A 19,584-nucleotide genomic window follows, 5' to 3' on the forward strand; every position below is an offset into this window, starting at 1 on the left:
TTGACCTCTGATTGCATTGTTCTAGTAGAGTACTAACAATCAATCATCCGGGAGGTCGCCATGAACCCTGTCCCGACCCGTCTGCGCGCCTTCGCGGCGCTGCCGTTCGCGCTCGCGCTCGCCCTGCATCTGACCCTCCTCGGCGTTCTCGCCGACCGGCTGCCCGAGCCGCTCGCCACCCACTTCGGTGTCGACGGTCGCGCCGACGGCTGGACCGGCCTGACCCCGTACGCCCTGCTCGGCTCCGCTCTCCTGCTGACCCTGGGCGCCGGCTGGACCGTGCTCGTGCGGCGCGGCGCGCTCTGGGGCGCGTGGTCGACCGCGGGTGCCACGGGGGCGCTGATGGCCCTGCTCGTACGGAACAACCTGGACATCGCCGACGCCACCCAGGTCGTCTCCCCACTGGTCGACCTCACGGTCGCGGCCGGTGCGGGTGGGATCGCCGCGCTCGTGGGGTGGGCGCTGACGCGCCTCGTCCCGGTGGACCCTGAGCTTCCGGGCTCCCAGGAGCGGACGGGCGAGACGCTGCCGCTCGGCCCGAGCGAGGTGGCCGGCTGGTCGCGCGGCGCGGGTTCGCACCCGATGACCGTCGCGGGCGCGGTCCTTGCGGCGGCGGCCCCGGTGGCCGTGCTCCTCGCGCCGTGGCCGGTCGCGCTCGTCCTCGCCGTCGCCGGGGCGCTCGTCCTCGGACTGTCCCGGATCCGGGTCACGGTCGACCGGCGCGGTCTGACCCTGCGCCCGGCGCTCGCTCCCTGGCCCCGGGTGCGGATCCCGCTCGCCGAGGTCGCGAGCGCGAGCGCCCGGGAGATCGACGCCCTGGCGGAGTTCGGCGGCTGGGGCTACCGCGTCCGCGCCCACCGCACGGGCATGGTGCTGCGCTCCGGGGAAGGCCTGGTCGTGCAGCGGGCGGGCGGCCGGGAGTTCGCCGTCACGGTGTCCGACGCGCGGACGGCCGCCGCCCTGTTGAACACCCTGGCCGAACGGCGTGGGAGGGTCTGACCATGCTCTTCCGGGTCGACCCCGCCTCCGCCGTACCGCTCGGCGACCAGATCGCCGCCTGCGTGCGCGGGGCCCTCGCCGACGGTTCGGCGAGCCCCGGCGAACGCCTCCCGACCGCCCGGGAGCTCGCCGACTCGCTGGGCGTCAACGTCCACACGGTCCTGCGCGGCTACCAGCGCCTGCGCGAGGAGGGCCTGATCGAACTCCGCCGGGGGCGGGGTGCGGCCATCGTCCCCGGCGCCCCGGTCGGTGCCCGCGCCCGTCTCGCCGAGCGGGCCCGGGAGCTGGTGACGGAGGCGAGGGAGCTGGGCCTGACGGACGACGAACTCCTGGCCCTGGTCCGCGGGGAGCTGGTGTGAACGACCCCCGCCCGTGAGCTCCCCCGCCTACCCCAGCACCCGTACCGGCGCCCCCGCCAGGTACGCCTCGATGTCCTCCCCCGCCTACCCCAGCACCCGTACCGGCGACCCCGCCGGGAACGCCTCGATGTCCTCCCCCGCCTACCCCAGCACCCGTACCGGCGACCCCGCCAGGTACGCCTCGATGTCCTCCACCGCCTGGCCGAAGTAGCGGCCGTAGTTGCCGCGCGTCACGTACCCCAGGTGCGGCAGGGCCAGGACGTTCGGGAGGGTGCGCAGGGGGTCGTCCGCCGGGAGGGGCTCGGTGGGGAAGACGTCGAGCCCGGCGCCCGCGATCCAGCCCTCCCGGAGCGCCCGCAGCAGCGCCCGCTCGTCGACCAGGCCCGCCCGTGCGGTGTTGACCAGGTACGCCGAGGGGCGCATCGCGCGCAGCTCGTCCTCCCCGATCAGGTTCCGCGTGCTCTCCGCCAGCACCATGTGCAGGGACACGAAGTCCGCGCGCTCCAGCAGCTCCCGCCTGCCGGCCGCGCGCACCACCCCGTGCTCCGCCGCCCGCTCGTCGTCGAGGTGCGGGCTCCAGGCGACGACCTCCATCCCGAAGGCGAGCCCCACCCGCGCCACTCGGCCGCCGATCTTGCCGAGGCCGACGAGTCCGAGCGTCCGCCCGGCGAGGTCCGTGCCGACCGTCGACTGCCAGGGCCCGCCCGCGCGGACCGCTCCCGCCTCGGCCGGTACGTGCCGGGCGAGCCCCAGGATCAGCGCCCAGGTCAGCTCGGCGGGCGGCTCGGAGCTGCTGGCCGTACCGCAGACGGTGATCCCGAGCGCGGCGGCGGCCGCCAGGTCGATCGAGGCGTTGCGCATCCCTGACGTGATCACGAGCCGCAGCCGGGGCAGCCGCTTCAGCAGCCCGGCGTCGAGCGGGGTCCGCTCCCGCATGACGACGAGGATCTCGCAGTCCTCGACGGCCGCGACGAGCGCGTCCTGGTCGGTCAGATGCTCGCGCAGCACGCGTACGTCGACGCGGTCGGCGAGCGGACTCCAGTCGGCGGAGGCGAGGGCGACGCCCTGGTAGTCGTCGAGTACGGCGCAGCGGGGCTTCATGCCCTCATGATCGCGCGGCCCGGTCCCGTACGACAGCCCGGAACGGGTACGACAGCCCGGATCGACAGCCCGGAACGGGTACGACAGCCCGGATCGACAGCCCGGATCGTACGGCAGGCGGTGCGGCCGTGCCCGCTGTGCTGCGGCACCCGGGTGACGGTCGGCGAACGGACCGGTCCGGAGCGACAAACCCGCCACCCGCCCCGACAATTGGCCTGATTTGCACCGTGGAGGGAGAACGCATGAGCTCCGGCGAACTGGACGCGCTACGGACGCGGGTCGCCGCCCTGGAGGCGGATGCCGCGGGAGGCGAGGCCCGGCCGCCGCGCCACCGGTCGCGCTCCTTCCTCGCCGCGCTCCTGATCGTCCTCGGCTGTGTCCTGGCCCCGCTGGGCGCCCTCGCCGCCTGGACGGCCGACGTCGTGGGCGACACCGACCGTTACGTCGCCACGGTCGCCCCGCTCGCCGCCGACCGGGACGTCCAGGCCGCCGTGGCGAACCGGGTCACGGGCGCGGTCATGGACCACATCGACCTCGACGACCTCCTGGAGGGCGTGGCCCCCGAGCAGCGCCCGCTCCTTGCCAAGGCCCTGGGACGGCTGGGGAGTTCCCTGGAGGACGCCGTCCGCAGCTTCGTCCACGACAAGGCGGAGGAGGTCGTCGCCTCGGACGCCTTCGAGACGATCTGGACCGACGCCAACCGGGCCGTCCACACCTCGGTCGTCCGCGCGCTGACCGGCAGCGGCGACGGCGCGGTGGAGATCAAGAACGACACGGTGACGCTGGACCTCGCGCCCGTCATCGACCGGGTCAAGCAGCGACTGGTGGACGCCGGTCTCACGGTCGCCGCGAAGATCCCCGAGGTCCACACCGACTTCACGCTGCTCAAGGCCGACGACGTCGGGAAGGTGAAGACCGGGTTCCGGCTGCTCCAACTCATGGGCGGCTGGCTGCCGGTGCTCGCGGTCCTGCTCGCGGCGGCCGGGGTGCTGCTCTCGGCGCACCGCCGGCGCTCCCTGATCGCGGCGGCCCTCGGCTTCGCGGCGGCGGCCCTGGTCCTGGCCGCCGGCCTGACCGTGTTCCGTACGATCTATCTCAACGCCCTGCCCGACACCGTCTCGCAGCCCGCGGCCGGCTCCGTCTACGACGCGATGGTCCGGCTGCTGCGCACGACGATCCGGATGGTGGTGGTCCTGGGGGTCGTGGTGGCGCTCGCGGCCTGGCTGTCCGGGCCGGGGTGCTCGGCCACGGTGGTCCGCCAGGTGTGGCACGCGGGCATCGCGGCGACCCGGGCGACGGCGGACCGCGTGGGGCTGCGCACGGGCCCCGTCGGCCCGTTCGTGCGGAGGCACCGCGGCTGGATCACCTGGATCCTGGTGGCCGCGGCCGTCCTGACGTACGTCCTCTGGGACCACCCGACGGGCTGGGTGGTGGTGGGCCTGGCGCTGACGCTGCTGCTGGCGCTCGCGGTGACGACGTTCCTCGCGGAGGGGGAGCGGGACGGGGACAGGGACGGCGACGGGAACGGGGAGCGGACGCGAGGGCTCGACGAAGGGCCGGAGGGGAAAACGGGTGGAGGGCCGGACGGGGGAACAGAGGAAGGGCCGGAAGAGGGGCCGAACGGGGGACCCGCAGGCGGGCCGGCAGCCCGCCTCAGGCCGTGACGCTCACTGCCCGGCTTCCCCGATCTCGCCGATCCGGATGAGGGCGAGGGTGATGTTGTCCGGTCCGCCGGCCTCGATGGCCGCCTTCCACAGCTCGTAGGCCGCCTTGCCGTCGTCGTGGACGCGCAGCAGCTCCTCGATGTCCTCCTCCGGCACGGGGTCCGTGAGTCCGTCGCTGCACACGAGGTACCGGTCGCCCCGGGTGAGCGGGAAGGCGGCGACGTGCGGGGTGACGGAGCTGAACGTGTGGCTGCCGCCGAGGGTCTGGGTGACGGCGGAGGTGGTGCGCTGCCCGGGCGTCGGCGGCGGGCTGTCGTCCACGCTGACCTGGCGGAGCCCGTAACCGGACGAGTGGAAGACCTTGCTGTCGCCGACGTTGAACGCCACCAGCGAGTCCGGCAGGACGAGGGCCCCGGCGACGGTCGTGCCCATGGTGGCCATCTCGGGCCGGCCCTCGGCGGCGGCGTACACGGCCCGGTTGCAGGCCTCCAGCGCCTCGCCGACGGCCTCCGGGCTGTCGAGGTCGTGCCCGAACGCGGCGAGCCGCCGGACCACCAGGGCACTGGCCACCTCGCCGGCCGGCTGCCCGCCGAGCCCGTCGGCCACGGCCACGAGCAGGGGTCTGTCCAGCGGGAAGAGCAGGGTCTGGGGGCTGTCGGTGACGGTCCCGCCCAAGGTCCAGGGACCGACCACCAGACTGTCCTCGTTGTGCTCGCGCATGAGCCCGGCATGGCTCAGCGCGGTCACGGCGATGTACTGCGCCACGGCTACCGCCTCCTCACCCCCATTGTCGCCCCGGCATGCGCGGTACGGCCCGTCGTCGCAGGCTGGTCGTGAGCCGCCCGTCCCCGGCCGCGGAAGGCCGGGGCGGGCCGAGGAAGGGACGTCCGTCGATGTTCGCGAGGCTGAGCACCTACCAGGGGTCACCGGTTCCGCCGGAGGGCGACCTGACCGCCAGGTCCGAGGCGGTCGTCAAGCTGGTCGAGCACCTGCCGGGCTTCCGGGGCGCGTACTACCTGGTGGACCGCGCGACGGGCCGGGCGCGGACGCTGACCCTGTGGGAGGACGAGGCCACGATGGTGGGGAGCGAGGAGGAGGCGGCCCAGGTCAGGGCCGAGTCGTCCCAGCGCGAGGGCCAGCGGGTGGTCTCGGTGGACCACTTCGAGGTGGCTTTCGTCCGCCTGGTGCCGTAAGCCCGGGCAGGCTCCCGAGCGCAGCCGCCCGCTCCCGCCCCGCTCCCGTACGGCTGCGCCCGCTCCCGTCCCGCTCCCGTACGGCTGCGCCTGCTCCCGCCCCGCTCCCGTACGGCTGCGCCCGCTCCCGCCCCGCTCCCGTACGGCTGCGCCCCCTCCCGCCCGCTCCCTCCGCGCACGCTCCCTGGCCGACATGACGCTCGTCGAGGGCGAGCGCGGGGTGATCGTCATCGACCCGCTGGTGTCCGTCGAGACGGCCGCCGAGGGCCTCGCGCTCTACCGCGCGCACCGCGGCGAACGTCTCGTCACCGGCCTGGTCTACACCCACTCCCACGGCGACCACTTCGGCGGTTCCCGCGGTGTCCTGCCGGAGGGTACGGAGTCCGGGGTAGGTTCGACGGCAACGTGGCCCATCTGTGGGAGCACCCGCCGGTCGACCTCGCCCGCCGGTACGTCGAGTCGATGGGCGGTCCCGCCGACACCCTCGCCAAGGCCCGTGCGTACGTGGAGGACGGCGACCTGCGCTTCGCGGCCACCCTCCTCAACCACCTCGTCTTCGCCGCCCCCGACGACACGGCCGCCAAGGAGGCCCTGGCGGGCGTGTACGACAGGCTCGGGCACGGCGCGGAGAACGGCACGTGGCGCAACTTCTACCTCAACTCCGCGATGGAGCTGCGCCACGGCGTCAACCCGGCCACCATCGACACCACGGGCCCCGAGGTGGCGTCGGCGCTGACCACGGACATGCTCCTGGACTCGATCGCCGTCCGGATCGACGGGCCGCGCGCCTGGGACGAGGACCTCGTCATCGACCTCGTCCTCACCGACGAGGGCCGCCGCCACCGCCTGACCCTGCACAACGGCGCCCTCACCCACCGGAGCGGCCTCGCCGAGCCGCGCACCCTCGCGGGGCTGACGCTCACCCTCACCAGGCCGCAGCTCTTCGGCCTCCTGACGGGCGAAGGCCTCGCCGGCATCGACACGACCGGCGACCCGGCGCTCCTGAACCGCCTCTTCTCGTACCGGACGAAGGCCGACCCGGGCTTCCCGATCGTGACGCCGTGACGCCTTGGCGCCGTGACGCCGTGACGCCGTGACGCCGTGACGCCGTGACGCCGTGACACCTTGGCGCCGTGACGCTCTGACGCTCTGACGCCCCGAGGACCGGGGCGCGCCCGGCTAGGCGGTCAGCTCGTCCACGGCGGTCCTGGACAGGCTGACGCGGACCAGGGCGGCGGCCAGGCGGGCGAGATCCCCCGGGGGGACGTGGCGGGCCAGGCCGGCGGGGGTGTGGGGGAGGCCGAGGTCGGCGGCGGTCGCGAGGGAGCGTTCGTCGAAGAACGGCCGCAGCTCGGGCCAGACGGCCTGGGCCTCCCGGCAGAAGATGTCGGCGCCCACGGGCCCGATCCGGGGGACCTCCTGCAACAGTTCGCGCAGCTTCGCCGGGTCGCCCTCGGCCTGGTCGCGCAGTTCGCGCAGGTCGCCGTGGAAGCGGTCGAGCAGCAGCGTCGCGCCGTCACCGAGCGCGGTCGCGGTGCTCTCGTCGTACCGGACGTAGTGTGCCCGCCCCAGCGCGTCCACGCGCTCCTGCCAGGTGGCGTCCACCATGGCCTGGGGCGTTCGCATCCCGGCCGCGAAGAGCTCCCGGGCCGCCGCGGTGGCGGTCTCGGCCTTGATGCGGATCGAGCACAGGACGGTGAGGACGAGGAGCCGGTAGAGCGGGGAGGGCTTGTCGTGGAGGGTGATGCCGGCTTCGTCGGCGTAGGTCCGCCCGTGCTCCCGCAGCAGCTCCTCGATCATCTGGGAGGTGTCCATCGGTCGTCTCTCCTTCCGGTGGGTGCCGGTCGCCTGCCCTCGTCATGACACGTCACCGGCTCCGTCGTCATCGCGCGTCGCCGTCACCGTCACCGTCACCGTCACCGGCGCCGTCGTCACGCCCCGGCTCCGTCGGACGCGGTGGCCTCCCGGGCGATCTGCCCGAGCGTGTGGCCGCTGCGCGCCGAACGGGCGCGCCAGGGGTCGGGAGTTCCGGCGCTGGAGGCGCGGGCGTCGGCACGCTTGACCAGCAGCCACGTCTCGCGTTCTCCGCCGTCACCGGAGCGGGTCCGGGTGAGCGCGTACCCTCCGTGCAGCTTCCGGCCGTCCAGCCAGAACGACGCGTGCCCGTGCTCCAGGGCCTCGGCGAACGGGATCGGCCGGTCGCGGCGGTCGGTGGAGAGGTTGCGGTAGGTGCCCTCGTCCCAGACGATCACGGTGCCCGCGCCGTACTCGCCCGCCCCGATCACGCCCTCGAACTCCCGGTACTCCAGCGGATGATCCTCGGTCGGCATGGCCAGCCGCTTGTCGTGCGGGTCGCTCGACGGCCCCTTCGGGACCGCCCAGGACTTCAGGACCCCGTCGACCTCCAGGCGGAAGTCGAAGTGCAGCGCGGTCGCGTCATGGATCTGGACGACGAAGGACGGCTGGTCCTCGGAGGTCCCGCCGTTCCGGCCGCCGCCGCCCTCGGGCTCGGCGGTCTTGGCGAAGTCACGCCGGCGGTGGTACTCGGCCAGCGGCTGCCGGGGCGATGCGGTCATGGCCTCCTCCTGGAGTGGGGCTGGGGTCGGGGGCACGGGCTTCACGTGCGGGTGGCGGCGCGGCGCAGCCGGTCCGCCGCCGGGCCGAGCGAGTGCGGCCGGGGCGCGGGGCTCCAGGGGTTCTCCGTGAGGAGCCGGTCCGCGTCGGTGAGGTGCCACCGGCGGGCGTCGAGTTCCGGGTCGTCGAGATCCGCCCAGGCGAGCGGGGCCGCGACGGGCGCGTCGGGGAGGGCGCGTACGGAGTAGGGCGCGACGGCGGTCTGGCCGTAGGCGTTGCGCTGGATGTCGAGGTAGAGCCGCCCCGCGCGGGCCTGCTTGCGCACCGCCGTGGTCAACCGGTCCGGGTGCCGGTCGGCGAGAACGGTGGCGACGTCGGCCGCGAAGGCGCGTACGTCGTCGAAGGGCGCGCTCCGGTCCAGCGGTACGACCACGTGCAGACCGCGCGAGCCGGTGGTCATCAGCAGCGCCGGGAGCCCCAGGTCGTCGAGGAGCTCGTGGAGCAGACGGGCGGCGTCCCGGGCGTGAGCGAAGCCGTCGCCGCTGCCGTCGTCGTCGGCCGGGTCCAGGTCGAAGACCATCCGGTCCGGGTGGTCGGGCCGGTCCGCCCGGGAGAGCCAGCGGTGCAGCGTGACGCATCCCTGGTCGGCGAGGAGGACCAGGGTGGCGGTGTCCTCACCCACCACGTACGTGACGGTGCCGCCCTCCTTGGGCAGCTCGGCGCGGTGGACCCAGTCCGGGAAGGACGCGGGGATGTCCTTCTGCATGAACCCCGAACCGTCGACGCCGTCCGGATGGCGCTCCAGCATCAGGGGCCTGCCGCGCAGGTGCGGCAGCATGCGCGGGGCGACGGTGCGGTAGTACGCGGCGAGGTCGGCCTTGGTGATGCCGGGGTCGGGGAAGAGCACCTTCTCCGGCTTGCCGACCTCGACGGTGCGCCTGCCCGCCCGGACTTTCTGTGCGCCGCTCATCATGTCCTCTCCGGATGCGAATCTCTTGGGGCGCTTGCCCCGGGGCGCGGACCGGTATGCGCGCGAGACGGGGATCAAGCGGGACAAGCAGGAGCAAACGTGAGGCGGGCGCCGCAGGGAGCGGACGGCTGCCGCCGGGATCGGGTGGTCGCCGTCGGCATCGGGTGGCCGCCGGGATCGGGTGGCCGCCGGCAGACGGGTCGGCGGCGACCACCCGCTTCCGCCTCAGGACCCGGCGGTGAACAGCAGCTGGTTGGGGCTGCCCTTGCTGATGTTGCTCAGGACGTCCTTGGTGGACTTGGCGTCGAGCCACCGCGCGATCTCGGCCGGGGCGGCGGTGGGGTGCTCCTGCTTGTAGAGCGCGACGGTGCCGGCGACGTGCGGGGCGGCCATGGAGGTGCCGTTCAGGTCGACGGTGCCGCCGCCGAGCCGGGCCGAGGTGATGGCCTGCCCCGGTGCGTAGAGGGAGAGGCAGGGGCCCCAGTTGGAGAAGGACGTCTCCCGGTCGTACCGGTCGCTCGCCCCGACGGTGACGACGCGCGTGGCGGACGCCGGTGAGACGTTGCAGGCGTCCTGCGCGTCGTTGCCGGCCGCGATGACCGGCAGGACTCCGGCGTCGGTGAGGGAATTGGCGGCGTTGTTGAGCGCGCCCGACGCCGGTCCGCCGAGGGAGCCGTTGAGGACGGCCGGCTGTTTGGCGTTCCGCGCGACCCAGTCGAAGCCGGCGATCATCCCGGAGTAGCTGCCCTTGCCCTCGCAGCCGAGGACGCGGACGCTGACCAGCTTCGCCTTGGTGGCCACGCCGTAGGTCTTGCCCGCGACCGTACCGGCGACGTGCGTGCCGTGGCCGTTGCAGTCCGCTCCGGCCCGCCCGTCGCCCATCGCGTCGAAGCCGAACGAGGCCCGGCCGCCGAACTCGTCGTGGCCGTAGTCGATGCCGGTGTCGAGGATGTACGCGGTGACTCCGGCGCCGTTTCCGCCGGTGGTGAAGGTGTTGTCGAGCGGCAGGAAGCGCTGGTCGATCCGGTCCAGGCCCCAGGACGACGCGGGCGCGCGGGTGGCGGCGGTGGCGGGCAGGGACGGGATGGCGGACACGGTCGCGTCCTGCTCCACGGCCTTCACGCCCGGGGTCGACCGGACGGCCTTGAGCTGGAGCGGGGTCATCGGGGCAGCGAACCCGTTCAGGGCCTTCTGGTAGACGAAGGTCGGCTTCAGCCCCCACTTCGCCGACGACACGGCCGCGTCGATCCGGTGGTCGAGGGTGACGATGTAAGTGCCGGGGATCGCGTTCGCCGAGGTCTGCAGCGGGACGGGGGCGGTCGGCTCCGGGACGGTGGCGGACGCGGCGGTGCCGAGGGCGGGGGAGACCGCGAGAAGGGCGGCGGTCGCCAGGCGCGCGAACATGCGCATCGAGGGAACTCCTGAGGGTCGAGTGAGGGGGTCGAGTGAGGGGACGCGTGCACCACCTGCCCGGGACGCCGACGTCGGGGACGTACCTCGCGTGCGAGCGAGCGGTGGCCGTCCCCTGCATCGATCGCATCCCGCGTGCGTCTTAGCCGGCCCGCCCCGGACGGTCGACCGCCATCCGCGACCGCCGAAGCCCGCCCGCGGCCCCCGGTCGGCATGTCGCACAACCTGCGGAAACGATTGATCGGCCCGGCACCGGAGCCGCAAGATCAACCCGTATGGCCCGCAGCCCATCAGGGCGTACGGTGGAGGGCGAGAGGTCGTGAATCCGTATGGCTGTCTTCGAGCTGATGGACGTGGCCCTGGTCTCCGACGAGTTCGGCCGGTTCCCGGTGCCCCTGGGCACGGAGAGACCGGAGGCCGTCGAGCTGCCGGAGGGCGCGGTGGTCGGCGTCGCGCTGACCTTCCGCACGGACGAGGGGGTCGACGGCCTGAGCTTCGAGGAGGAGCGGTCGCACGCGGGGAACCTGATCGCCACCGCCCACAACGTCCTCGGCGGCTTCCGCGCGGGTGGGCCGTACGAGATCCAGCTCCCGGCGGAGCGGCTGCCGGTCGGCAGAGGATGCGGGACGTACGAGGTGACGGGCCGCTTCCTGGACGCCGAGGGCCGGGAACTGGCACGCGAGAGCCACCGCTTCCGCATCGTCCACCGCACCCCGACGGACGTACGCGCGGCCTGAGAGCACGGCCCCGGACCGACGCCCGCGCCCGCACCGCCTCAATCTCCGCTCCGTGACCGTCACTCCCGCCTGAGACCACCGCCCGCACCGCCCCGGACGCCCGCGCCCGCACCGCCCCGGACGCCCGCGCCCGCACCGCCCCGGACGCCCGCGCCCGCAACGCCCCGGACGCCCGCGCCCGCACCGCCTGAGAGCACGGCCGGTGTCATCGCGCGGCGCCCGGGTAGCCGCCTTCCTGAGAACGCGAGAACGCGAGAACGCGAGCGAGCGAGCGACCCGAGCGAACGGAGGCAACCCGTGGGCACACCCCCCAACGACCCGGTCCCCCCGAGCCCCACCCCGCCCCCCGGCCCGGGACCGGCGCCCCAGCCCGGCCCCCTGCCGGGCCCGGTCCCCTCGCCAGGCACCCCGGATCCCACCCCACCGGCCCCGCCCCAGCCGGAACCCGACCCGGAGCCTCCGCCGGCCCCCAGCCCGCCGCCCCACCCGTCCCCCGGCCCCCTCCCGGGTCCGATCCCGCCGCCGTCGCCCGTCACCTGAGGCGCGGCGGGGCGGCCGCCGGTCGGCCGACCAGGACGAACCCGCGCCGGGAGCGATGAGTTCCCTCCTTGCCGTCGGTCATATGAGCGACACCACCGACGCAAGGAAGGCCCTCCATGACCGGCACCCTCACCGCGCCCCGCCCCGTCTCCCCCGCCGTGTCCCCGTCGAGCCCGCGAGCGTGGTGGGCCCTGGTCGGCGGGGCGGTGGCGGGGCCGCTGTTCCTGGTGGGCGGACTCGTCCAGGGGCTCCTGCGGGACGGCTTCGACTTCGGTCGGAACGCGATCAGTCAGCTCGCCCTCGGTGATCCGGGCTGGATCCAGACGGTGAACTTCCTGGTCACCGGCGCCCTGCTCGTCGTCGCCGCCACCGGGCTGCGGGGGGCGCTGCGCGGCGCGCCGGGCGGGACCTGGGGGCCCGTGCTGATCGGCCTCTTCGGTGCCTCGTTCTGGGCCGCCGCGCTCTTTCCCGCCGACGCCGGGGCGGGCTTCCCCGTCGGGGCGGCCGAGGCGACCGTGATGAGCGGCCACGGCGCCGCCCACATGGTCGCCGGGATGGTCGGCTACCTCGCCCTGTGCGCCGCGTTCGTCGTGCTGGCCCGACCGCTCGCCGCCCGGGGCCTGCGGGGCTGGGCCCTGGCGTCCCGCGCCGTGCCCGTGGCGGTCCTCGTCGGCTTCACGGCCTCGGCCGCCTCCGTCCTGGCGTTCACCGCGGGCGCGGCCCTGGGCCTGCTGTGGCTGACCGCCGTGACGACCCGGCTGGCCCGCACCCCGGCACACCACTGACGACGAACGGCACCGCCCGCGGCCGCCCCGCGCAGCCCACGCCCTGCGCAGCCCACGCCCTGCGCAGCCCACGCCCTGCGCAGCCCACGCCCTGCGCAGCCCACGCCCTGCGCAGCCCACGCCCCGCGCCCGCCTCGACCCGCCCCCCGTGCGGCTCAGACCTGGTAGCGGTCCGGTGCGAAGAGGTGGAGGTGGTCCGCCACCCAGTCCGACGTCTGCTTCAGCCCCTCCGTCAGGTCCACCTCGGGCCGCCAGCCCGACCAGTCGCGGGCGCGCGTGTTGTCGGACAGAAGCCGCTCGACCTCGCTGCCCGACGGCCGCAGCCGGGCCTTGTCGACCACCACCCGCGCGTCCCGTCCCGACGCCTCGATCAGCCGACGCGCCAGGTCGCCGATCGCGATCTCCTGACCGCTCCCCAGATTGACGACGTGGCCGAGCGCGCGGTCGCAGTCGGCCATCGCGAGGAAGCCGCGCGCGGTGTCCGTGACGTACGTGAAGTCGCGGGTCGGCGTGAGCGAGCCGAGCCTGATCTCCCGGGCGCCCGCGTGGAGTTGGGCGAGGATGGTGGGGATCACGGCGCGCGCGGACTGGCGGGGTCCGTAGGTGTTGAAGGGCCGTACGACCGTGACGGGCAGCTCGAAGGCGTGCCAGTGGGACAGGGCCATCATGTCCGCGCCGATCTTCGAGGCGGAGTACGGCGACTGGGGCTGGAGCGGGTGGTCCTCGCCGATCGGGGCCGTGCGGGCCGTCCCGTAGACCTCGCTGGTCGAGGTGTGGACGAGGCGCCGGACCTGGTGGCGCCGGCACGCCTCGGCGATGTTCTCCGTGCCGACGACGTTCGTCTGGACGTACGCCCCCGGCGAGTCGTAGCTGTACGGGATGCCGATGAGCGCGGCCAGGTGGAAGACGGTGTCGCAGCCGGCGACGGCGTCCATGACCCGCCCGGCGTCGCGCACGTCGCCCGCGATCATCTCGACGTCACCGCCACCGATGTGCCGGGCGAGGTGGCCCTTCTCGGCGTACGGCTTGTAGTGGACGAAGGCGCGGACCCGGGCGCCCCGCGCCACGAGGAGGTCGACCAGGGTGGACCCGATGAAACCCTCGGCGCCGGTGACGAGGACGGTACGGCCGTTCCAGTCGAGCGGCGCGGGGGCGGACGACGGGGCCCCGACCGTGAAGGCGCTGGAGGCGACGTCGGTGGGGACGGCAGGGTCGGTGGGGACGGCAGGGTCGGTGGGGACGGCAGGGTCGGTGGAGACGGCAGGGTCCGTGGGGACGGCAGGGTCCGTGGGGACGGCAGGGTCCGTGGGGACGGCGGGTTCGGTGGGCACGGGCGCGTTCGCGCCGGGTGTGGTGGCCGTGCTGGTGGGGATGCCGGTGGTCATGCTGCGGTCTGCCTTTCGTACGGGTGCGAGGCGAGGTCCACGACCCGCTCCGCGAGGAGTTCGGCGGCGCGGGCGTGCGGGCCCGGATCCGCGGCGCGCGCCATCACGGCGAGGCGCGCCGGGTCGGTGAGGAGCGGCTCGACGAGGGCCGCGAGCCGGTCGGCCGTGGTGTCGGCGTCGGCGAGCAGCAGGCCCGCGCCCGCGTCGGTGAGCACGCGCGCGTTGTGGGTCTGGTGGTCGCCGGGGGCGTGCGGATACGGGACGAGCACGGCGGGCACGCCGACCGTGGCCAGCTCCGCGACGGTGGCCGAGCCCGCGCGGCACACCACCAGGTCGGCGGCGGCGTAGGCGAGGTCCATCCGGTCGAGGTAGGCGACCGCCCGCGCGCCGGGGCCGAGGCGTCGGGCCGTCGTGTCGAGCGCGGAGGGGCCCGTCTTCACGAGGAGGTGCACGTCCGCGCGGTTCGCCCAGCGGTGCGAGAGCCCGACGGCGGCCTCGGTGAGCCGGGCCGCGCCCAGGCTGCCGCCGTTGAACAGGACGAGCCTGGCCCCCTCGGGCACGCCCAGGGCGCTCCGGGCCTCGGCGCGCAGCGCGGCGCGGCCCGGCCCGGGCAGCGAGCCGAGCGCGGCGAGCGCGGCGGCGATCGGCATGCCGGTGGTGGCCGCGCCCGCCAGGTGGCCGGTGTCGAAGGCGACGGCGACGTGCGGAGTGAGCCGGGCGGCGAACTGGTTGGCCCGGCCGGGGACGGCGTTGGACTCGTGGATCAGGCTCGGCAGTCCGGCGAGCCTGGCCCCGAGGATGACGGGCGCGCTCGGGTAGCCGCCCATACCGACGGCGACCTGCGCCCGCTGATCGCGCAGGATGGCGCGGCACTGGGCGCCGGACTTCAGGAGCGCGGCGGGCAGGAGGTAGCGCCTGGCGCCGAGCGCCGGGTCGAAGGGGATCATGTCGACGGTGTGGAGGCGGTACCCGGCGGCCGGTATCAGCTCGCCTTCGAGGCCTCTCGTCGTACCGACGAAGGAGATCACGGCGTCCGGGTCGGCCCGGCGCAGTGCCTCGGCGAGCGCGAGCCCCGGGTAGATGTGGCCGCCGGTGCCGCCCGCACCGATCACGACTGACAGTGGTGTGCGCATGGGTCGGAACACTCGCGGGGCGGGCTAAGAAGCTTCTAAGAGATTCCGGGGGGCGGGTTTGGCAGTCTTCGCCTCATGGACGCAGCGAGGGGCGTGGCAGGGAAGCCGACGAGGATCCTGGTGGTCGACGACGAGCCGGAGGTACGTGCCGCCGTGGCCGACGGCCTGGCCGTCGAGGGGTACGCGGTGCGGGAGGCGGCCGACGGCCTCGCCGCGCTCTCGGAGGTGGCGGCGTGGCAGCCGGACGCGCTCGTGCTGGACGTGATGATGCCGGTCCTGGACGGGCTCGCCGTGTGCCGCAGGCTGCGCGCGCTGGGCGACCGTACGCCGGTGATCGTGCTGACCGCGCTCGGCTCGGTCAGCGAGCGGGTCGACGGGCTCGACGCGGGGGCCGACGACTACCTGGTGAAGCCCTTCGCGCTGGACGAGCTGACGGCGCGGGTACGGGCGCTGCTGCGGCGGTTCGCGCCGGAACCGGGCCTGGCGGACGGGACCGACGAGCGGCTGGCCTTCGCGGACCTGGTGGTGGACCCGGCGACGCGGACAGGCAGCAGGGCGGGGCGGCCGCTGGAGTTCAGCCGTACCGAGTTCGCGCTGCTGGAGCTGCTGCTGCGCCACCCGGGCCAGGTGCTGCCGCGCGAGCTGATCCTGGAGCGGGTATGGGGCCAGGACTTCGGGCCCGAGTCCAACTCCCTCGCGGTGTACGTGGGGTATCTGCGCCGCAAGCTGGAGGCGGGTGGCGAGTCGCGTCTCGTGCAGACGGTGCACGGCATCGGCTACCGCCTGGACGAGGCGTGAGCGCCCGGCGGCGCCTCGGTGCCCGGTGGCGGCGGCGCCGCCCGCTGCGTACGCGCCTGGCGGTCGCGACGGCGTCGGCGGTGGCGGCGGTCGCCCTGATCGTCTGCACGGCGGCGTTCTTCGTCGTCCGCTACGAGCTGTACCACCAACTCGACCTCAGCCTCACGCAGTCGGCGACCCGGGTGACCCAGCAGAGCCGGGGCGAGGCGCCCGGTGTCCTGGCGGGCGAGTGCCGCTTCCTGTCGGCGCCCGCCTGCGCGCAGGTCGTCCCGGCGGATCCGGCGGGCGACGCCGACCGCTATCTGCTGCCGGTCTCCCGGCCGGCGCGGGAGGTCGCGGCGGGTACGCGCGCGCCGTACTACACCAACATCACGCTCTTCGGTCATCCCGCCCGGATGCTCACCACGACGTTCGGCGACGGCCGGGCGCTCCAGGTGGCCCTGCTCGCGGACAGCGTGGAGAAGGGCGTGCGGCAGGCGACCTGGCTGCTGACCGTGGTCGGCGCGGCGGGCGTGCTGCTGGCGGCCGGGCTCGGCTCGTGGGTCTCGCGCTCGGGGCTCGCGCCGGTGGCCCGGCTGACGGCGACCGCGGAACGCATCGCCGCCACCCGCGACGCGCGCCACCGCATCGAGCTGCCGCCGGGGGCGCCGGCCTCCCCTTCGCACCGCGACGACGAGGTGACGCGCCTGGCGATCACCTTCAACACCATGCTGGACGAGTTGGAGCAGTCGGTCACCGCCCAGCGCCGACTGGTCTCCGACGCCTCGCACGAGCTGCGGACGCCGCTGACCGCGCTGCGCACCAACGCCGAGCTGCTGGCCCGCGCCGACCGCCTCACGGACGCGCAGCGCGACCGGGCCGCCGGGGCGCTCACCCGTCAGCTCCGCGAGGTGACCGGCCTGGTCAACGACCTGATCGAACTGGCCAGGGACGAGGAGCCGCAGCCCCTGGTGGAGGAGGTGCGGCTGGCGGAGTTGGTGGACCACGCGGTCGCGGCGGCCCGCACGCACTGGGCCGGCACCGTCTTCACGGTCCACACGGACGACGCGGCCCGCACCCACACGCTGCCGGGCGTCCCGGCCCGCCTCTCCCGCCTGCTGACGAACCTCCTGGACAACGCGGCGAAGTTCAGCCCTCCGGGCGCCCCGGTCGAGATCACCCTCACGACGACGGACCTGTCGGTACGCGACCACGGCCCGGGCATCTCCCCGGAGGACCTCCCGTACGTCTTCGACCGCTTCTACCGAGCCGACGCGGCCCGCGCCCTCCCCGGTTCGGGCCTGGGCCTGGCGATGGCCCGCCAGATCGCCCGAGCCCACCAGGCCGACCTCACCGCCGAAAACACCCCGCCCACCGGCGCGACCCTCCGCCTGACGCTCCCCCCGGCCGACGCGGGGGCGACGAGAAGCCTGGTGTGAGGGGCCGACGGAACCGGGTACCGTCGTTGTCATGTTCTTCCAGACGCCGATTCCCGAGTGAGAGTGACGGGCCCCTGCTGACGTCCCTCGACGTCGCCGCGCCCGTCCCCACCGATGAATCCGTAGATCACTTCACATCACCACCGGGAGAACCCGTGACCGACAGCAAGAACATCAACAACCCCGTGGGCCAGGGCGGCGGCCAGCGCAAGAAGCTGTCCCGCGCCGAACGGCAGAACAACGGTCCGCACCGCAACCTCGACCGCCAGGGCGCCGCCGACCAGAAGGCCGAACTGGTGCGCAAGATGCGCGAGAAGACCCGCGCGGCCGAAGCCACCACGCAGCCGACCGACGACACGACGCGGCCGGCCGACGACACGGCGCCGACGGGCGACGGCGACACCGCGCAGAGCTGACGCACGAAGGCCCCGGTCACTGACCGGGGCCTTCGTCCAAGCGCGGATGACGGGAATCGAACCCGCGCTCCAGGCTCGGGCGGTCAGCGGCCAGCGGCCAGCGGTCAGCGGTCAGCGGTCAGCGGTCAGCGGCGACAGCGGCCGCTCGAAGCAGGTCTCGAGAACCACCGTGGCCTGCGTCCCCTGGCTGGAGCCGGTATCCCGCTGACCTCCGGGGCACGCGGCCCCGGAGTCCCGATGACCTCCGGGGCACGCGTCCACGGACGTCTTTCAGGGGCCCCGCGCCATCTGTATGCGGTCGGACAGGGCGAGGTGGGTTTGCCCTCCGCGGCCGTGAGGGATGCATCGGCCGTGTTCTCCTTGCCCCTCCCCGCACGTCGGGAGTCGCTGCGCCGTCGGTTCGCCGACGACGGATACGTCACCCTGCCCCGGCTCGTCAGCCCCGCCGGCCTCGCGACGCTCGCCGCGGAAGCGCGTCGGCTGGAGACCGATGCGGCGCGGCGCGACTTCCGCATGCCCTGCATGGCGGACAGCCCCCGGCACATGACCACGCTCGGCGGTCACAGGATCGCGCACGCTTCACCGGTCATCACCCGTCTCTACGAGGACCGGGATCTGATGCGGCTGCTCTCCTCGCTGCTGGGTGAGGCGGTCGTCGCCGTGCACGACCCCGTCGAACGCCACGTTCTGAACGTCCTGCACCGGCCGGGGGACACCCACGGTGCGCACACCGACGACTACCCGCTCGCTCTCGTTCTCTTCCTCGAGGCCCCGCCGCATGCCGCCGACGGCGGACTGCTGGAGTTCCACCCCGGCCGTGGCGACCTCGACGCCCTCGACGCGCCCGGCGCCCGGCGCGTGCACCACCGCCCCGGCGACGGTTATCTGCTGCGCAGCGACACCACCGCCCACCGTGTCACCCCGCTCGGGCGCCCGGGGGTCCGGCGTACGGTGCTCAACTTCGCGTACACGACGCCCGGTCGGCAGGGCGCGACCACCTCGTCCGCGTCCCTCCTCTACGACTGAGGTGCCGCTCGGTCGGGTCGACGCGGGCCGGCGGAGAGCGGTCCGGTTCGGCGGCACCGCCCCGCCGGGGCGCGGCCCGGGCGCGGGGGCTCTCCGGCGCAAGGGAGTCGCTCGTTCGGGGGCGAGGTGACGTTTCCGCTGTTCCGGGTGGTGTGCGTGCGGGACATGATCCCGGCGCCCCGTACGCCGGGGCTTCCCCGCATCCCACCCGGAAGGTGTCCGTCCGTGATCCTCGTGATCGTCGTCGCCGTACTGGCCCTGCTCGCCGGCCTCGCCGCCAACCGCTGGCTGCGGCCACGCCTCCTCAACGAGGACGACGACACAGGCATGGCCGTGAAGGACCTGGTCGGCCCCCTCCTCACCCTGACCGTGCTGCTCCTCGCCTTCGTCCTGGTCACCGCCAACGGTTCGTACGGCAAGGCCGAGGTCGCCTCGCGCGGTGAGGCCCGGGCCGTCGACCAGCTCGTCGAGGCTGCCGAGTACGCGCCCGCGGCGCAGCGGGCGGAGGTCCAGGCGGACGCCGTCTGCTACGCCCGTGCCGTACGCCTCCAGGAGTGGCCGGCCATGGCCGACGGCAAGGGCTCGGCAGCTCCCAGTGTCTGGTCCACCGACTTCCGCCGGGTCTTCCGCGAGGTGGAGGGCAAGCCGGTCTTCGGCATGCTCGTGGCCGCCGACAACAAGCGGTCGGAGGAGCGCGAGGAGCGCCTGACCCAGGCCACCGCGAGCATCCCCAGCGCGATCCTCTGGTTCTTGCTCGCGACGCTGGTGATCACCGTGATGGCCCTCGGGACGTGCATCCCCCGCCGCAACAACCGCGGACAGATCATCACTCTCGTCGTCATCACCGCGCTCCTCACCGCCACGCTGTGCATCATCCGCGACGTGGACCGCCCCTTCGGCGGCATCATCGACGTCCAGCCCACCGCCATCACCGAGGTCGAACGCCAGGCCACCCGCGACTTTCTCGCCCATCACACGGCCGCCGACCTGCCGTGCGACAACGAGGGCAACCGCCGCACCGTCTGACGCCCGCGCCCGCGCCGCCCGGAGCCCTGCCGCCTCCGGACAACGACGAA

20 protein-coding genes and 1 pseudogene are annotated in these 19,584 nt (G+C 74.3%); 13 read left to right on the forward strand and 8 right to left on the reverse strand.

Annotated features, from left to right (window positions below; all coding sequences use genetic code 11):
• Nucleotides 1-60: 60 nt before the first annotated feature.
• Together ACIPPS_RS20760 and ACIPPS_RS20765 are read left to right on the forward strand one after the other, a co-directional pair.
• Nucleotides 61-999 (forward strand): DUF1648 domain-containing protein, encoded by a 939-nt coding sequence (locus tag ACIPPS_RS20760; protein WP_401433994.1) that lies wholly within the window; start codon nt 61-63, stop codon nt 997-999.
• Nucleotides 1,000-1,001: 2 nt separating this feature from the next.
• Nucleotides 1,002-1,358, forward strand: coding sequence for a GntR family transcriptional regulator (locus ACIPPS_RS20765; RefSeq protein WP_401433997.1), 357 nt, complete (start codon nt 1,002-1,004; stop codon nt 1,356-1,358).
• 141 nt (nt 1,359-1,499) lie between these two features.
• Here ACIPPS_RS20765 and ACIPPS_RS20770 read toward each other — a convergent pair whose 3' ends face one another.
• A complete protein-coding gene (locus ACIPPS_RS20770; RefSeq protein ID WP_401433999.1) occupies nt 1,500-2,459 on the reverse strand; it encodes a D-2-hydroxyacid dehydrogenase family protein in 960 nt (319 codons plus the stop codon).
• A 242-nt stretch (nt 2,460-2,701) separates the two neighbouring features.
• Between ACIPPS_RS20770 and ACIPPS_RS20775 the strand changes: the two genes are divergently transcribed.
• Complete coding sequence (locus tag ACIPPS_RS20775) at nt 2,702-4,123, forward strand: hypothetical protein (RefSeq protein ID WP_401434002.1); 1,422 nt, start codon at nt 2,702-2,704, stop codon at nt 4,121-4,123.
• 3 nt (nt 4,124-4,126) lie between these two features.
• Here the strand turns inward: ACIPPS_RS20775 and ACIPPS_RS20780 are convergent, their stop codons facing one another.
• Nucleotides 4,127-4,843 carry a PP2C family protein-serine/threonine phosphatase gene (locus tag ACIPPS_RS20780; RefSeq protein ID WP_401434655.1) on the reverse strand — a complete coding sequence of 239 codons (717 nt, stop codon included), beginning with the start codon at nt 4,841-4,843 and terminating at the stop codon, nt 4,127-4,129.
• Nucleotides 4,844-5,016: 173 nt separating this feature from the next.
• Between ACIPPS_RS20780 and ACIPPS_RS20785 the strand changes: the two genes are divergently transcribed.
• From ACIPPS_RS20785 to ACIPPS_RS20795, 3 genes and pseudogenes are all read left to right on the forward strand, one after another.
• Complete coding sequence (locus tag ACIPPS_RS20785) at nt 5,017-5,316, forward strand: hypothetical protein (RefSeq protein ID WP_401434005.1); 300 nt, start codon at nt 5,017-5,019, stop codon at nt 5,314-5,316.
• A 193-nt stretch (nt 5,317-5,509) separates the two neighbouring features.
• Nucleotides 5,510-5,752, forward strand: a pseudogene (locus ACIPPS_RS20790) (MBL fold metallo-hydrolase); the annotation flags it as partial.
• Nucleotides 5,722-6,381, forward strand: a complete 660-nt coding sequence (locus tag ACIPPS_RS20795; RefSeq protein ID WP_401434007.1) for an alkyl sulfatase C-terminal domain-containing protein — start codon at nt 5,722-5,724, stop codon at nt 6,379-6,381. The pseudogene ACIPPS_RS20790 and the gene ACIPPS_RS20795, both read left to right, overlap by 31 nt.
• A gap of 114 nt (nt 6,382-6,495) precedes the next feature.
• Here the strand turns inward: ACIPPS_RS20795 and ACIPPS_RS20800 are convergent, their stop codons facing one another.
• From ACIPPS_RS20800 to ACIPPS_RS20815, 4 genes are all read right to left on the reverse strand, one after another.
• Entirely contained in the window at nt 6,496-7,131 is a 636-nt protein-coding gene (locus tag ACIPPS_RS20800) for an endonuclease (protein ID WP_401434009.1), read from the reverse strand.
• Nucleotides 7,132-7,247: 116 nt separating this feature from the next.
• The gene (locus ACIPPS_RS20805) at nt 7,248-7,892 is read right to left on the reverse strand and encodes a DNA polymerase ligase N-terminal domain-containing protein (RefSeq protein ID WP_401434011.1); all 645 of its coding nucleotides are present in this window, start codon (nt 7,890-7,892) and stop codon (nt 7,248-7,250) included.
• A gap of 41 nt (nt 7,893-7,933) precedes the next feature.
• On the reverse strand, nt 7,934-8,863 hold the full coding sequence (ligD, locus tag ACIPPS_RS20810; protein WP_401434014.1) for a non-homologous end-joining DNA ligase: 930 nt from the start codon (nt 8,861-8,863) through the stop codon (nt 7,934-7,936).
• 222 nt (nt 8,864-9,085) lie between these two features.
• On the reverse strand, nt 9,086-10,270 hold the full coding sequence (locus ACIPPS_RS20815) for a S8 family peptidase (protein WP_401434017.1): 1,185 nt from the start codon (nt 10,268-10,270) through the stop codon (nt 9,086-9,088).
• Between the two features lie 329 nt (nt 10,271-10,599).
• On the opposite strand from ACIPPS_RS20815, the gene ACIPPS_RS20820 reads away from it, so the two are divergent.
• Nucleotides 10,600-11,007, forward strand: a complete 408-nt coding sequence (locus ACIPPS_RS20820) for a hypothetical protein (RefSeq protein WP_401434019.1) — start codon at nt 10,600-10,602, stop codon at nt 11,005-11,007.
• Nucleotides 11,008-11,663: 656 nt separating this feature from the next.
• Nucleotides 11,664-12,332: a DUF998 domain-containing protein gene (locus ACIPPS_RS20825; RefSeq protein ID WP_401434021.1), complete on the forward strand. Its 669-nt coding sequence runs from the start codon at nt 11,664-11,666 to the stop codon at nt 12,330-12,332.
• A gap of 155 nt (nt 12,333-12,487) precedes the next feature.
• Here ACIPPS_RS20825 and ACIPPS_RS20830 read toward each other — a convergent pair whose 3' ends face one another.
• Both ACIPPS_RS20830 and ACIPPS_RS20835 read right to left on the reverse strand, forming a co-directional pair.
• The gene (locus ACIPPS_RS20830; RefSeq protein ID WP_401434024.1) at nt 12,488-13,717 is read right to left on the reverse strand and encodes a GDP-mannose 4,6-dehydratase; all 1,230 of its coding nucleotides are present in this window, start codon (nt 13,715-13,717) and stop codon (nt 12,488-12,490) included.
• Nucleotides 13,714-14,850, reverse strand: a complete 1,137-nt coding sequence (locus ACIPPS_RS20835; RefSeq protein WP_401434026.1) for a UDP-N-acetylglucosamine--N-acetylmuramyl-(pentapeptide) pyrophosphoryl-undecaprenol N-acetylglucosamine transferase — start codon at nt 14,848-14,850, stop codon at nt 13,714-13,716. Before ACIPPS_RS20835 ends, ACIPPS_RS20830 begins: the two co-directional genes overlap by 4 nt.
• 75 nt (nt 14,851-14,925) lie before the next feature.
• On the opposite strand from ACIPPS_RS20835, the gene ACIPPS_RS20840 reads away from it, so the two are divergent.
• The 5 genes from ACIPPS_RS20840 to ACIPPS_RS20860 all read left to right on the forward strand — a co-directional run bounded on the left by ACIPPS_RS20840 (nt 14,926) and on the right by ACIPPS_RS20860 (nt 19,534).
• Nucleotides 14,926-15,648: a response regulator transcription factor gene (locus ACIPPS_RS20840; protein WP_401434028.1), complete on the forward strand. Its 723-nt coding sequence runs from the start codon at nt 14,926-14,928 to the stop codon at nt 15,646-15,648.
• Nucleotides 15,645-17,066, forward strand: a complete 1,422-nt coding sequence (locus ACIPPS_RS20845; protein WP_401434031.1) for an ATP-binding protein — start codon at nt 15,645-15,647, stop codon at nt 17,064-17,066. Before ACIPPS_RS20840 ends, ACIPPS_RS20845 begins: the two co-directional genes overlap by 4 nt.
• A 155-nt stretch (nt 17,067-17,221) precedes the next feature.
• Entirely contained in the window at nt 17,222-17,482 is a 261-nt protein-coding gene (locus ACIPPS_RS20850; RefSeq protein ID WP_401434034.1) for a DUF6243 family protein, read from the forward strand.
• A 351-nt stretch (nt 17,483-17,833) separates the two neighbouring features.
• Nucleotides 17,834-18,508, forward strand: coding sequence for a phytanoyl-CoA dioxygenase family protein (locus ACIPPS_RS20855; protein WP_401434036.1), 675 nt, complete (start codon nt 17,834-17,836; stop codon nt 18,506-18,508).
• Between the two features lie 225 nt (nt 18,509-18,733).
• On the forward strand, nt 18,734-19,534 hold the full coding sequence (locus ACIPPS_RS20860; RefSeq protein WP_401434039.1) for a hypothetical protein: 801 nt from the start codon (nt 18,734-18,736) through the stop codon (nt 19,532-19,534).
• The last annotated feature ends 50 nt before the right edge of the window (nt 19,535-19,584 follow it).

Origin of the sequence: Streptomyces sp. NPDC090127 (genome assembly GCF_044746945.1) — a bacterium.
Lineage (GTDB): Bacteria > Actinomycetota > Actinomycetes > Streptomycetales > Streptomycetaceae > Streptomyces.

Coding starts and splice junctions, on each gene's coding strand:
- ACIPPS_RS20840 (WP_401434028.1), top strand. CDS start 14,926: ATGGACGCAGCGAGGGGCGTGGCAGGGAAGCCGACGAGGATCCTGGTG.
- ligD (WP_401434014.1), bottom strand. CDS start 8,863: ATGATGAGCGGCGCACAGAAAGTCCGGGCGGGCAGGCGCACCGTCGAG.
- ACIPPS_RS20780 (WP_401434655.1), bottom strand. CDS start 4,843: ATGCGCGAGCACAACGAGGACAGTCTGGTGGTCGGTCCCTGGACCTTG.
- ACIPPS_RS20800 (WP_401434009.1), bottom strand. CDS start 7,131: ATGGACACCTCCCAGATGATCGAGGAGCTGCTGCGGGAGCACGGGCGG.
- ACIPPS_RS20770 (WP_401433999.1), bottom strand. CDS start 2,459: ATGAAGCCCCGCTGCGCCGTACTCGACGACTACCAGGGCGTCGCCCTC.
- ACIPPS_RS20820 (WP_401434019.1), top strand. CDS start 10,600: ATGGCTGTCTTCGAGCTGATGGACGTGGCCCTGGTCTCCGACGAGTTC.
- ACIPPS_RS20815 (WP_401434017.1), bottom strand. CDS start 10,270: ATGCGCATGTTCGCGCGCCTGGCGACCGCCGCCCTTCTCGCGGTCTCC.
- ACIPPS_RS20785 (WP_401434005.1), top strand. CDS start 5,017: ATGTTCGCGAGGCTGAGCACCTACCAGGGGTCACCGGTTCCGCCGGAG.
- ACIPPS_RS20775 (WP_401434002.1), top strand. CDS start 2,702: ATGAGCTCCGGCGAACTGGACGCGCTACGGACGCGGGTCGCCGCCCTG.
- ACIPPS_RS20765 (WP_401433997.1), top strand. CDS start 1,002: ATGCTCTTCCGGGTCGACCCCGCCTCCGCCGTACCGCTCGGCGACCAG.
- ACIPPS_RS20835 (WP_401434026.1), bottom strand. CDS start 14,850: ATGCGCACACCACTGTCAGTCGTGATCGGTGCGGGCGGCACCGGCGGC.
- ACIPPS_RS20825 (WP_401434021.1), top strand. CDS start 11,664: ATGACCGGCACCCTCACCGCGCCCCGCCCCGTCTCCCCCGCCGTGTCC.
- ACIPPS_RS20830 (WP_401434024.1), bottom strand. CDS start 13,717: ATGACCACCGGCATCCCCACCAGCACGGCCACCACACCCGGCGCGAAC.
- ACIPPS_RS20760 (WP_401433994.1), top strand. CDS start 61: ATGAACCCTGTCCCGACCCGTCTGCGCGCCTTCGCGGCGCTGCCGTTC.
- ACIPPS_RS20805 (WP_401434011.1), bottom strand. CDS start 7,892: ATGACCGCATCGCCCCGGCAGCCGCTGGCCGAGTACCACCGCCGGCGT.